Genomic DNA, 14496 nt, shown 5'->3' with positions numbered 1-14496 from the left:
TGGTGATCAACTCGGTCGCCCAGTACTTCCCGGACGCCCGCTACCTCATCAGCGTGATCGACACCGCGCTGGGGCTGCTGGCCCCCGGCGGGGCCGTGTTCCTCGGAGACGTGCGCGATCTGCGGCTGCTGCGGTGCCTGCACACCGCGGCACAGTTGCGCCGCGCCGCACCCTCCACCGACGGCGCCGTGCTGCGCCGGGCGGTGGACCGGGCCCTGCTGATGGAGAAGGAACTGCTGCTGGACCCCGCGTTCTTCACCGCGCTCGCGGCGCGACGGGACGACATCGCCGGGGTCGACCTCCAGGTGAAGCGCGGCGATTACGTCAACGAGCTGAGCCGCTACCGGTACGACGCCGTCCTGCACAAGACGCCCGCCGTGTCCCGCCAGCTGGAGACCGCCCCGGAACTGCGGTGGGGCCACGACGTGTCCGGCCTGGACGACCTGGAACGGCGCCTGACCGGGCACCGCGGGCAGGCGCTGCGGGTGACCGGCGTACCGGACGAGCGGATCGCGGACGAGGCCGCCGCCCTGCGCGCCCTGGACGAGGGCCGCCCGCCCGCCGAACTGATCGGCCTCCTCGACGCCGCGGAGCGGTCGTCGGCGCCGGAACTCGGCCCGGACGCCTTCCACGCCCTGGGCGGGCGCACCGGCCACCGGGTCGCGGTGACCCGGTCCGGCGACACCGCCGACCACCTCGACGTGCTCTTCGTGACCCCGGAAGCCTCCGGCCGGGCGACGACCGTGCTCGGTGGCGTCCACCGCCCGGCACCGGCCGCCGCCACCACACCGCCCGAGGCGTTCGCGAACGACCCGGCTGCCTCGCGGCAGCGCGCCGGACTGGCCGCCGAGCTGGCCGCGGTGCTGCGCGAACGGCTGCCCGCGTACATGGTGCCGACCGCGGTGACGGTCCTCGGTGAACTTCCCCTGACCGCCCACGGCAAGCTCGACCGGGCGGCGCTCCCCGCGCCGTACCTCGGTTCCGTGGCGGGCTCGCGCCCGCCCGCCTCCCCGCGCGAGCGGACGCTGTGCGACCTGTTCGCGCAGGTGCTGGGCGTGGCGTCGGTCGGCGTGGACGACAACTTCTTCGACCTCGGCGGGCATTCGCTGCTGGCCACCCGGCTGATCAGCCGCATCCGCTCCGCCCTCGGCACCGAACTGCCCGTGCGGACCCTGTTCGAGGTGCCCACGGCCGCCGGGCTCGCCGCGCGGCTGGACGAGGCGGAGCACCGGGCGGACGCGGCCCGGCCGGCCCTGCGGCCGATGCCCAGGCCCGATGTGGTGCCGCTGTCGTTCGCGCAGGCGCGGCTGTGGTTCCTGCACCGGCTGGAAGGGCCGGGCGCGACGTACAACATGCCGGTCGCCCTGCGCCTGCGCGGTGAGGTGGACCGGACGGCGCTGCGGAGCGCGCTGGCGGACGTCGCGGCGCGGCACGAGAGCCTGCGCACCGTGTTCCCCGCGGCCGGCGGGATGCCCCGGCAGGTCGTCCTGGACGCGGCCGCCGCCCGCCCCGAACTGATCGTCCGGGACATCGGCGAGCCGGGGCTGCGCGACGCCCTGCGCGAGGCGGCACGCTACCCGTTCGACCTCGCGGCCGACCTGCCGCTGCGGGCCGAGCTGTTCGTCATGGGCGAGCGCGAACACGTCCTGCTGCTGGTGGTGCACCACATCGCCGGGGACGGCTGGTCGATGGCCCCGCTGTCCCGCGACCTCGCCACCGCCTACGCCGCGCGGTGCCGCGGCGGGGCGCCGTCGTGGGCGCCGCTGCCGGTCGGCTACGTGGACTACACGCTCTGGCAGCGCGCGCTGCTGGGCGACGAGGACGACCCGGACAGCCGGTTCGCCCAGGAGGTGGCGTACTGGACGAAGGCCCTGGCCGGCCTGCCCGAGCAGCTCGCGCTCCCGGTGGACCGCCCCCGCCCCGCCGTCTCCACGTACCGCGGCGAGATGCTGGGCTTCGACCTGAGCCCAGCCCTGCACGGCCGGCTGGCGGGCCTCGCCAGCGCTGGGGAGGCCAGCCTGCACATGGTGCTGCACGCCGGTCTGGCCGCCCTGCTCACCCGGCTCGGCGCGGGTACGGACCTGCCGATCGGCAGCGGGGTCGCCGGGCGCCGGGACGAGGCGCTCGACGACGCGGTCGGCCTCTTCGTCAACACCCTGGTGATGCGCACCGACACCTCGGGCGATCCGTCGTTCGCCGCCTTGCTCGACCGGGTGCGGGAGACGGCGCTGACCGCCTACTCCCACCAGGACGTGCCCTTCGAGCACCTGGTGGAGGTGCTGAACCCGGTCCGGACCCCGAACCGCCATCCGCTGTTCCAGGTGGCCCTGGTCCTGCAGAACACCCCGGAGGCGGGGCTGGCCCTGCCCGGCGTCGAGGTGACGCCCGAACCCGTGGGCGCGGGCGCCTCGCGGTTCGACCTGTTCTTCAGCCTCACGGAACGCCCCGCGCCGCCGGGAGCGGCTGGTGGCTCCCTCGGGGGAGTGCGCGGAACGGTCGAGTACAGCACCGACCTCTTCGACCGGGGGACGGTCGAGGCGATGGTGGCGCGGTGGATCCGGCTGCTGGAAGCGGTCTGCGCGGATCCGCACCTCCCCATCGGCCGGGCCGACCTGCTCAACGCCGCCGAACGCGGCCGCGTGCTGGTCGGCGGGGCCGACCGGACGAACCCGCCGGACTGCCTCCCGGCGCTGTTCGAACGCCAGGTGGCGCGCGACCCCGGAGCACCGGCGGTCCTCGCGGGGGACGAGGTGCTGACGTACGGGGAGCTGAACGCCCGGGCCAACCGCCTGGCCCATCTGCTGATCTCCCGGGGCGCGGGACCCGAGCGGATCGTCGCCCTGGCCTTCCCGCGCTCCGCCGACCTGATCGTGGCGGTCCTCGCGACGCTCAAGGCGGGGGCGGCCTACCTTCCGCTGGACCTGAACTACCCGGCCGAGCGCATCGCGTTCATGCTCGACGACGCCCGCCCCGCGCTGCTGCTGACGGGCGGCACCGGAGGCGCCCGGGTGCCCGGCGCCGACGGCCTGCCCCGGCTGGACCTGGACGACGCCCGGGGCTCGCGCGCGGACCTGGCCACCCGCCCGGCCGCCGACCCCGGTGACACCGACCGGGCCCACCCGCTGACGCCCGCACACCCGGCCTATGTGCTCTACACCTCCGGCTCGACCGGACTGCCCAAGGGCGTGGCCGTCACCCACGCCGGTGCGGCCGCCCTGGCGTCCGCACACCGGGAGTCCCTCGGCGCGGGGCCGGGCAGCCGGGTCCTGCAGTTCGCCTCGCCGAGCTTCGACGCGGCGTTCTGGGAGCTGTGCATGGCGCTGCTGACCGGTGCGGCGCTGGTGGTGGCCCCGGCTGAACGGCTGCTGCCCGGGCCCGACCTCGGCGCGGTGGTGGCCGAGCACGGCGTGACGCACCTGACCGTGCCGCCGGTGGCACTGGGCGTGATGACGCCCGACCAGCTCGCCCCGGTGACCGACCTGGTGGTGGCGGGAGAGGCCTGCCCGCCGGAGACGGCCGCGGCGTGGAGCCGGGACCGGCGGATGGTCAACGCCTACGGGCCGACCGAGTCGACGGTCTGCGCCACGATGAGCCGTCCGCTGCCCGGCGACGGCGGCGTCCCGCCCATCGGCACGCCGATCCCCGGCGCACGCGCGTACGTCCTGGACGCCGCTCTGCGCCCGGTGCCGCCGGGCGTGGTCGGCGAGCTGTACCTGGCGGGGGCGGGCCTGGCCCGTGGCTACCTCCGGCGGCCCGGCCTGACCGCCGGGCGGTTCACCGCCGACCCGTTCGGCGCGCCGGGCACCCGGATGTACCGCACCGGCGACCTCGCCCGCTGGAACGCGGCGGGCGACCTGGAGTTCGCCGGACGGGCGGACGAGCAGGTGAAGGTACGGGGCCACCGGATCGAACTCGGCGAGGTCGAGGCCGTCATGGCGGGCCACCCGGGCGTCGCCCAGGCCGTCGCGGCGGTCCGCGACGACGGCCCCGGCGGGACCCGCCTGGTCGGGTACGTGGTCCCGGCTGCAGACACCGGGACCCGTACGGAGACCGGTACGGCCGGGGAGTCCGAGGCCGCCGTCGGCGAGTGGCGGCGGCTCTACGACACGCTCTACGGAGGATCGGAGCCCGCCCCGTTCGGCGAGGACTTCACCGGCTGGAACAGCGCATACGACGGGAAGCCGATCCCGGTCGCGGAGATGAGGCAGTGGCGGGACGCCACCGTCGCGACGATCCGGGACCTGGGCCCGCGCGGCGGCGGGGCCCCGGGCTCCGGGCGCGTCCTGGAGATCGGCGTCGGCCGGGGCCTGATCCTCGCCCCGCTCGCCGCCGGGTGCGCGGAGTACTGGGGCACCGACGTGTCAGCGGCCGCCGTCGAAGCCCTGGCCGCGCAGGTCGCGGACGAACCGGACATCGCCCACCGGGTGGTGCTCCGGGCCCAGCCGGCCGACGACTTCACCGGGCTGCCGGAGGGCCACTTCGACACCGTCGTGCTCAACTCGGTGGCCCAGTACTTCCCCGACGCCGACTACCTGACCGAGGTGATCGGCGGTGCGATGAGGCTGCTCGCACCCGGCGGCGCCCTGTTCCTCGGTGACATCCGCGACCTGCGGCTCCTGCCGGCCCTGCGGGCGGCCACCGGAAGCACCGCGCCGGAGCGGGAGCTGCTGGTCGACCCGGACTTCTTCCCCGCCCTGGCCGGGGTCGTGCCCGAAGTCGGCGCCGTGGACCTCCGCCTCAAGCGCGGCCGGTACCACAACGAGCTGTCCCGGTACCGCTACGACGTCGTGCTCCGCCGTGCCCCGCTCACCTCCCCGGCCCGGTCGTTCGCCGACGTGCCCGTGCTGCGCTGGCGGGAGGTGACCGGAGGCGCCGAGGAATGCGCCACGCTGCTGGCGGAGCGCCGGCCGCGGCCACTGCGCATCACCGGGATACCCAACGCCCGGCTGGCGGACGAGGACGCGGTGGACCCGGAGACGCTGTGCGAGCTGGGCGAGCGGCTCGGGTACTGGGTGGCCGTCACCTGGTCGGGCGAGGGCGGCGAGGGCCGCTTCGACGCGGTGTTCGCCGACGCGGACACCGCGACACGGTCCGCCGTCACCGGGGTCTACCTCCCGGTGGCCGCGACGGCGGGGGACCGGTCGTCGCTGCGGGCCTTCACCAACGACCCGGCATCGGCGCCACCGGTGATCCTGGGTGCCTCGGTGCGCGCCCGGCTGCGGGAGAAGCTGCCGGAATACCTCGTGCCCTCGGCCGTCGTCACCATCGACGCACTGCCGCTGACGCCCAACGGGAAGGTCGACCGCAGGGCGCTGCCCGCACCGGAGGCGGCCGGTACCCCGGCGGGCCGCCCGCCGGCGACCGCGCGGGAGCGGCTGCTGTGCGAGATCTTCGCCGATGTGCTCGGACTCCCGTCCGTCGGCGTCGACGACGACTTCTTCGACCTCGGCGGCGACAGCATCGTCTCCATCCAGGTCGTCGGCCGGGCCCGCGCCGCCGGGGTGGCGATCGCCCCGCAGGACGTGTTCCGGCACAAGACCGTGGCGGCGCTGGCCACCGCCGCCGGGACGCCCGGCGCCGCGCCCGCCCCGGACGGGGAGCCGCGGGCGGGCATCGGCGCGGTGCCGCTGACCCCGGCCCTGCACGCGCTGCGGGAACGCAGCGCCGACCCCGGCACCGGGTACGAGGCGATGGCCGTGGAGGTCCCGGCCGGGCTGGACGCGGAACGGCTGGAGGCGGCCCTGCAAGCGGTCCTGGACCACCACGACGCGCTGCGGGCGCGCCTGACCCGTACCCCCGGCGAAGCCGCCGGGGAGGGCCAGGACGAGTGGCTGCTGGAGGTGACGCCGCCCGGGACGGTCCGGGCCGCGGACTGCTTCCGCCGGGCGGGCACCGAACCGGACGGGCCCGGACCTGAGGCGGCGGAGCGGGACGCGGCGGCCCGTCTCGTACCGGAGGCCGGGACGATGCTCCAGGCGGTCTGGTGGGACGCCGGTCCCGGCCGGGCCGGGCGGCTGACGCTCGTGCTGCACCACCTCGTGGCGGACGCGGAGTCCTGGCGGATCCTGCTGGCCGACGTGGCCGCGGCCTGTGCGGCGGCCGCCACCGGCCGCCGCCCCGAACTCGCCCCGGTCGGCACGTCGTTCCGGCGGTGGGCCCAGCACCTGCGCACCCGGGCCCAGGACGTCCGGCAGGAGGCGGAGCTGCCCCGCTGGACCGCGCTCCTCGCCGGGCCCGACGCGCCGGGTGAGGAGCCCGGCATACGGCCACAGGCCGGCCGGGAGCCGGGGGCCGGGGCCGGGACGCTGACCGTCACCCTGTCCGCCGAGCGCACCGAGGCGCTCCTCACCAGCGTGCCGGCGGTCTTCCACGCCGATACCGAGGACGTGCTGCTGACCGCGTTCGCGCTGGCGGTGGCCGACTGGCGGCGCCGCCGGGACACTCCGGCCGCCCCGGACCCGCTGGAAGCCGGGGGAGACACCGTGGTGGCCGACGTCCGGCGGCCCGGCCGGGAACACATCGCCGAGGGCATCGACCTGTCCCGCACCGTGGGCCGCTTCACCGCGACCCATCCCGTCCGCCTGGACCTGACCGGCCTGGACCGGCGCGAGGTGTGGGACGGCGGGCACGCCGCCGGGACGGCGCTCAAGCGGGTCAAGGAGGGCTTGAGGTCCCTGCCGGAGGGCGGTCTGGGTTTCGGTCTGCTGCGCCACCTCAACCCCGCCACCGCCCCGGCGCTTGCCGAGCGGCCCTCGCCCCAGGTGGCGTTCCACTACCTCGGGCGGCTTCCGCGCGTTCCGTCCGGCACGTGGCCGGAGGGGCCCGGCCTGCCGCCGGAGTACCGGGCCGAGGTGAGGGTGGCCGTCGTGGACGGTCCGGACGGCCCCCGGCTGACCGCGGCCTGGGGCTGGCCCCGCGCGGCGCTGACCGAGGCAGTCGTACGCGACCTGGCCGACACCTGGAGCCGCGCCCTGGAAGCCCTGGCCACCCACGCCGCCCGGCCCGACGCGGGCGGCCGCACCCCGTCCGACGTACCGCTGGTGCGGATGAGCCAGAACAAGTTGGAGCAGCTCGAAGCCGCATGGAGGAGAAGAACACGATGACGCGGGCGGAAGCGGAAACGGAACTGGAAGACATCCTGCCGCTGGCACCGCTGCAGGAGGGGCTGCTGTTCCACGCGCTCTACGACGAGTCGGCGCTGGACCTCTACACCGTGCAGAGCGCCTTCGACCTGGACGGCGCCCTCGACGCCGGGGCGCTGCGTGCCGCCGCGTCGGCTCTCCTCCGCCGCCATGCGAGCCTGCGGGCCGGCTTCTGGCACGAGGACCTGGACGAGCCGGTGCAGATCATCCCGAGCGCGGTGGAACTGCCCTGGCAGGAGCACGATCTCGGCGCGGTGGACCCCGGCGCGCGGGAGGCGGAGGCGGAGCGGCTCGCCGCGCACGACCGCCTGCGTCGCTTCGACCCGGCCCGCCCGCCCCTGCTGCGGTTCACCCTCATCCGGTTCGGCCCGGACCGCCACCGGTTCCTCCTCACCGCCCATCACCTGGTGATCGACGGGTGGTCCGCGCAGTTGCTGCTGGACGAGCTGTTCCAGCTGTACACGCGCGGCGGCCGGGAGGACGGGATGCCCCCGGCGGCCCGGTACCGTGACTACCTGGCCTGGCTGGCCGGCCAGGACCGGGCGGCCGCCGAGGACGTGTGGCGCGACGTGCTGAAGGGCGTCGAGGGGCCCACCAGGGTCGCGCCGGCGGACCCGTCCCGGGCGCCCGGGCTGCCCGGTCAGGTCCTGCGCGACCTGCCCGGTGACCTCGCCACGGCACTCGAAGGACTGGCCCGCCGTCATGGCCTGACCCTGAACACGGTGTTCCTGGGCGCCTGGGCGGTCGTGCTCGGCCAGCTGACCGGCCGGACGGACGTGGTGTTCGGCACCACGGTCTCCGGCCGCCCGCCCCAGGTGCCCGGCGCCGAGAAGATGATCGGCCTGTTCGCCAACACCCTGCCCGTCCGGGTCCGGCTCACCCCCGCGGAGCCCCTGTCCGCCATGCTGGCCCGTCTGCAGCGGGACCAGACGAGGCTGATGGCCTGTCAGCACGTCGGGCTGTCCGGCATCCAGCGCACCCTGGGTTCGGGCGAGCTGTTCGACACGGCCACCGTGTTCGAGAACCTTCCGGCCCAGAGTGACGGACTCGCCGCCGCGGCGCTCGGCGGCGGGCTGCGGGTGACGGCGGGACCGAGCCACGGCGTCACCCACTACCCGCTCAACTTCATGGTGATGCCGGGCGGACCGCTGCGGCTGCGCCTGGACCACCAGACCGACCTGTTCGACCGGGACACCGCGGAGGCCGTCCTGGGCAGGGTGGTCCGGGTCCTGCGGACCGCCGCCTCGGACCCGGACCTGCGGATCGGCGCCCTGGACCTGCTGGCCCCGGCGGAGCGGAACCGGGTCCTGGTGGAGTGGAACGGCACCGTCGGCGATGCCCCGGCCGCGCTGGTGCCGGAGTGCTTCGAGGCGCAGGCCGCGCTGACCCCGGACGCGGTGGCCGTGGTGTCCGGCGGGACGCGGTGGACATTCGCGGAACTGGACGCCCGGGCGGACCGGCTCGCGCGGCGGCTGACCGGCCGCGGTGTGGGACCCGATGTCATGGTCGGGCTGTGCGTACGCCGGTCGGCCGCGATGATCGCCGCCGTTCTCGCCGTATGGAAGGCCGGCGGGGTGTGCGTGCCGCTGGACCCCGGCTACCCGGCGGAGCGGCTCGCGTTCATGCTCGACGACGCGGCCGTGCCCGTGGTGGTGACCGAACGCGCGGTTGCCGCACGGCTGGAGGGCGGCGCGGCGGACGTCGTAACTCTCGACGACGCCCTCGACGCCGGCCCGCCGCCGGCCCGGACCCCACGGCCGGCGGTGCGCGGGGACCACGCGGCGTACGTCGTGTACACCTCCGGCTCGACGGGCGTGCCCAAGGGCGTGGTGGTGACCCACGCGGGCCTGGCGAACCTGTGCGCCAGCCACCGCGAGCTGGTCTTCGCCCCGGCGGCGGCGAAGGCGGCCGCCACCGACGGGCGGCGACTGCGGGTGGCGCACACCGCCTCGCTCTCCTTCGACGCGAGCATGGGGCAGCTCCTCGGCCTCGTGGCCGGCCACGAACTGCACGTCGTGGACGACGAGACCCGTCGCGACCCCGCCGCGCTGCTGACCTGGGTACGTGACCGGCGCATCGACTACCTGGGCATCACGCCGTCCATGCTGCGCGAACTGACCGGAATGGGCATGCTGGAGGGCGCCGGGCACCGGCCGGGGGTGATCCTCCTCGGCGCGGAGGCCACGGGCGCCGCGCTGTGGGAGACACTGCGGGAGCACCCGGACACCGAGGTGCACAACTACTACGCGCCCAGCGAATGCACGGTGGACGCCGTCGGCGCCCGGGTCCGCGACAGCTCCCGGCCGGTGATCGGCCGGCCGATCCGCGACATGCGGGTCTACGTGCTCGACGCACGGCTGCGCCCGGTGCCGCCCGGTGTGGTCGGGGAGATCTACCTCTCCGGCGCGCAACTCGCCCGCGGCTACCTCAACAGGCCGGGCCTGACCGCCGAGCGGTTCACCGCCGATCCGTTCGGCGCGCCGGGGGAGCGGATGTACCGCACCGGTGACCTGGCCCGCTGGACCGCCGCCGGGCTGCTGGAGTTCGCCGGGCGGGCGGACGACCAGGTGAAGGTGCGCGGGTTCCGGATCGAGCTGGGCGAGGTGGAGGCGGTGCTGGCCCGGCACGCCACGGTCGGGCAAGCGGTGGCGGTGGTGCGCGAGGACCGGCCCGGCGACCAGCGTCTGACGGCGTACGTGGTGCCCGCGCCCGGCGCCCGGCCGCCGCATCCCGACGAGCTGCGGGAACACGCCGCCGCCGCGCTGCCCGAGTTCATGGTGCCCGCCGCGATCGTCGTGCTCGACACGCTGCCCCTCACTCCGAGCGGCAAGCTGGCGCGCCGGGACCTCCCGGCCCCGGCCCCGGCCGCCGGCCGGCGCGGTGCCGGCGGCCGGGAGCCCCGCGGCCACGCGGAGGAGGTCCTGTGCGGGCTGTTCGCCGAGGTGCTCGGCGTTCCCGGGGTCGGGACCGACGACGGATTCTTCGCCCTCGGCGGGCACTCGCTGCTCGCCACCCGGCTGGTGTCGCGCATCCGCTCGGCGCTCGGCGCCGAACTCGCCGTACGCGACGTGTTCGAGGCCCCGACCGTGGCCGGGCTCGCGGCCCGGCTCGGCACGGCGCCCCAGGACGGGCGGCGGCCATCGCCGCGTGCCGTGGAACGCCCCGCCGAACTGCCCCTGTCCTTCGCGCAGGCGCGCCTGTGGTTCCTGCACCGGCTGGACCCCACGTCGGCCGGCTACAACATGCCGTACGCGCTGCGCCTGACCGGAGACCTCGACATCGCCGCGCTGCACACCGCCCTGAACGACGTGGTGGCCCGGCACGAGGTGCTGCGCACCGTCTACCCGGACACCGGGGGCGTACCGCGCCAGCACATCCTGGACCCCGCCGACGCGACGGTCGACCTGCCCGTCCGGCGAGTCGAGGAGGCCGCTCTCGCCGAGGCCCTCGCGGACACCGCGGCGCACCGGTTCGACCTGACGGCCGAACCGCCCCTGCACACGGCCCTGTTCGCGCTCGGCCCGGACGAGCACGTCCTGCTGCTCGTGCTCCACCACATCGCCGGGGACGGCTGGTCCAACCGTCCGCTCGCCCGCGACCTGTCCGCCGCCTACACCGCCCGGTGCGCGGGCCGGGCCCCGTCCTTCGCGCCGCTGCCCGCGCAATACGCCGACTACACCCTGTGGCAGCGCCGGTTCCTCGGCGACGCGGACGACCCGGACAGCGTGCTGTCCCGCCAGGTCGCCCACTGGCGCCGCACGCTGGACGGGCTGCCCGCCGAACTGGAGCTGCGCCGGGACCGGCCCCGCCCGGAGACGGCCGGCTCCCGCGCCGGGGTGGTGCCGCTGCGCGTGGGCCCGGACCTCCACGCCCGGCTCGCCGAACTGGCGCGCGCGGGCGACGCGAGCCTGTTCATGGTCCTGTCGGCGGCGCTTGCGGCCCTGCTCACCCGTGACGGCGCGGGCACCGACATCCCCATCGGCACACCGGTCGCCGGGCGCACCGACGACGCCCTCGACGACCTCGTCGGATGCTTCGTCAACACCCTGGTGCTGCGCACCGACACCAGCGGGGACCCGAGCTTCGCCGGACTGCTGGAGCGGGTGCGGGAGACCGGACTGGCCGCCTACGCCCACCAGGACCTGCCCTTCGAGCATCTGGTCGAGGTGCTGAACCCGGCCCGCTCGGTGGCCCGGCACCCGGTGTTCCAGGTGATGCTGGCACTCCAGCACGCCGGTGATCTGTCCCTGGACCTTCCCGGTCTGCGGTGCCGGGCCGAGGAGATCGTGTCGCGGTCGGCCAAGTTCGACCTGCTGTTCAGGGTCGCCGAGCAGCGCGGACCGGACGGTCTGCCCTGCGGGCTGGCCGGTGGCGTCGAGTACAACGCCGACCTGTTCGACCAGGACACCGTCCGGGACCTGGTGACCAGGTTCCTGCGGCTGCTGGAGGCCGCGGCCGCCGACCCGGCCCAGCGGATCTGGCGGCTCGGCCTCCTCGCCCCGGCCGAACGCGAGCGGGTGCTGACGGGGTGGAACGACACCGCGCGGCCGCTGCCCCCGGTGACGCTGCGGGACCTGTTCGAGGCGCAGGCGGCCCGCTCCCCGGACGCGGTCGCCATGGTCGCCGAGGACATCACCCTGACGTACGCGCAGCTGAACGCGCGGGCCAACCGGCTCGCCCACGCGCTGATCGAGCGTGGGGCCGGCCCGGAGCGGGTGGTGGCCCTCGCCCTGCCGCGCTCCGCCGAGCTGGTGGTGGCCCTGCTCGCCGTGATCAAGACCGGCGCGGCCTATCTGCCCGTCGATGTGAACCAGCCGGCCGAGCGGACCCGCCTGATGCTCGACGACGCCCGGCCCGTCCTCGTGCTGCACGCCGACGGCCTGGTGCGCGACCCAGGGGACCGGCCGGACGGGAACCCGGGCGACACCACCACACCGCTGAGGCCGTCGCACCCCGCGTACGTGCTCTACACCTCCGGCTCCACCGGCACCCCCAAGGGCGTGGTCGTCCCGCACGCCGCCGTGGTGAACCGGCTGCTCGGCATGGCGGCCGAGTTCGAGCTGGGGCCCTCCGACATCGTCCTGTACAAGGCGCCGGGCGCCTTCGACGCCTCCGTATGGGAGTTCTTCTGGCCCCTGACCACCGGCGCCCGGATCGTGGTCGCCGATCCGGAGGGCCACCGGGACCCCGCGTACCTGGCGTCGGTGATCCAGCGGCACGCGGTGACGACCGTGCACTTCGTACCGTCGATGCTGCGGGTCTTCCTCGACGAGCCCGCCGCCGCCGGATGCACGGGCCTGCGGCAGGTCCTGACCGGCGGCGAGCCGCTCCCCGCGGACCTGCGGGACCGCACCATGAGCCTGCTGGACGTGGAACTGCACCACCTGTACGGGCCGACGGAAACGGCCATCCACACGACGTCCTGGACCTGTGGTCCCCCGCCGGCCACCCCGGACACGGCTGCCGCGGGCGTGGACCGCCGACCGGTGCCGATCGGGCGGCCCGTGCGGAACGTGCGGGCCTACGTGCTGGACGCGGGGCTCGGCCCGGTGCCGCCCGGGGCGACGGGGGAGTTGTATCTGGCCGGTGTCCAGCTCGCCCGGGGTTACCTGAACCGGCGCGGCCTCACGGCGGAGCGGTTCGTGGCCTGCCCGTTCGGGGCGCCGGGGGAGCGGATGTACCGGACCGGGGACCTCGTGCGCTGGACCGGGGACGGGGTCCTGCGGTTCATCGGCCGGGCGGATCAGCAGGTCAAGATCCGCGGTTTCCGTATCGAGCCCGGCGAGATCGAGGCGGTGCTGACCCGGCACGAGACCGTCGCCCAGGCCGCGGTCGTGGCCCGTGAGGACCGGCCCGGACAACGGCGGCTGGTTGCGTACGTACTCGCGGCCCGCGGCGCCGAACCGCGTCCGGCCGACCTGCGTGGCCACGTCGCCGCGACGCTGCCGGAGCACATGGTCCCGGCCACCGTGGTCGTGCTGGCCGCCTTCCCCCTGACGACCAGCGGCAAGCTGGACCGGCTTGCCCTGCCCGAACCGGGCCCCGGCTTCACGGCCGCCGGGCGGCCCGCCCGCACACCCGAGGAGGAGGTCCTCACCGGCCTGTTCGACGACGTTCTCGGCGTGGCCGGGACCGGGATCGACGACGACTTCTTCGAACTCGGAGGCGACTCACTGGCCGCGATCCGGCTGGTGAGCCGGATCCGGGACACCATGGGCCTGGACCTCTCGGTCCGGGACCTGTTCGCGGCTCCGACGGTCAGCCGTCTCATGGAAAGGCTGCGCCTGGGGGTCTCGGACGACGCCTTCGACGTCCTGCTCCCGCTGCGGGCCACCGGTGGCCGTCCGCCGCTGTTCTGCCTGCCCCCGGGCGGCGGCCTGAGCTGGTGCTACACCGGGCTGCTGCGGCATCTGGGCCCGGACCGGCCGGTGTACGGGCTGCAGGCCCGTGGACTCGCCCGGCCCGAGGCGTACCCGGAGACGATGGACGATCTGGTCACCGACTGCGTCGAGCGGATCCGCTCGGTACAGCCCACCGGCCCCTACCACCTCCTCGGCTGGTCGTTCGGCGGTCTCGCCGCCCACGCGATCGCGGTCCGCCTCCAGCAGGAGGGTGAAGAAGTGGCCTTGCTCGCCCTGCTCGACTCCTACCCCCGGGACGCCGGAACCCCGGTCGAGCCCGTGGACGAAACGAACGTGGCGGAAATCCTGTCGACCCTGCTCAGCTTCGCGGGCCACGACCAGGACACCGGTGAGCTCCTGAGTATCGAAGACGCCGTCGAACTCCTGCGACGAAGCGGCGGGCCCCTCGCGGACATCGGGGAGCGACGCGTCACGGCGCTGACCGAGGTCTACGCGCACCACAGAAGGCTCTCGGCGGCGTACGTCCCCGGCCGGTTCGACGGAGACCTCGTGCACTTCACGGCGACCGTCGAGCGCCCCGACGGCATGCCCGCCGCGGCCGCCTGGGAACCCAGGGTCACCGGAGAGGTCGAGCGGTACGCGGTGGACTGCACCCACCACCAGATGTGCCGGGCCGTACCACTGGCCCGTATCGGCCGCGTGCTGGCCGGAAAGCTGAACGGCACCGACACCCCGGACAAGGACACCACGACAGGAAAGAGGGAGACACACTCATGACCAATCCGTTCGAGAACCCCGACGGCAGATACCTGGTACTGGTCAACGACGAGGGCCAGCACTCGCTGTGGCCGTCCTTCGCCGAGGTCCCGGCCGGCTGGACGGTCGCCCACGGCGAGGACACCCGGGAAGCCTGCGTCGCCTACGTCGAGGAGCACTGGACCGACATGCGTCCGACGAGCCTCGTCCGGGCCATGGACGAGACCGGGGCCTGA

The 14496-nt window shown here is 75.3% G+C and carries 3 protein-coding genes (1 of these 3 cut by a window edge); all 3 read left to right on the top strand.

Going from position 1 to position 14496, the window contains the following annotated elements; translation table 11 throughout:
* Tightly spaced (each overlapping or abutting the next), the 3 genes in view from ACH4TL_RS28600 to ACH4TL_RS28590 form a layout consistent with a single transcriptional unit that may run on beyond the window.
* A protein-coding gene (locus ACH4TL_RS28600) for a non-ribosomal peptide synthase/polyketide synthase (RefSeq protein WP_398320830.1) crosses the window boundary here: on the top strand, positions 1-7103 show its end. Its footprint begins 15982 nt before the window's first position; the window shows 7103 of its 23085 coding nt (coding positions 15983-23085); the start codon falls outside the window, past its left edge; it ends in the stop codon at positions 7101-7103.
* Positions 7100-14281, top strand: coding sequence for an amino acid adenylation domain-containing protein (locus tag ACH4TL_RS28595; protein ID WP_398320833.1), 7182 nt, complete (start codon positions 7100-7102; stop codon positions 14279-14281). Before ACH4TL_RS28600 ends, ACH4TL_RS28595 begins: the two co-directional genes overlap by 4 nt.
* Complete coding sequence (locus tag ACH4TL_RS28590) at positions 14278-14496, top strand: MbtH family protein (protein WP_398320836.1); 219 nt, start codon at positions 14278-14280, stop codon at positions 14494-14496. The genes ACH4TL_RS28595 and ACH4TL_RS28590 overlap by 4 nt, the downstream gene beginning before the upstream one ends.

Source organism: Streptomyces sp. NPDC021115 (assembly GCF_044333065.1).
Lineage (GTDB): Bacteria > Actinomycetota > Actinomycetes > Streptomycetales > Streptomycetaceae > Streptomyces.
The sequence above is the reverse complement of the archived record's forward strand: the minus strand, read 5'-3'. Positions and strand labels throughout refer to the sequence as shown.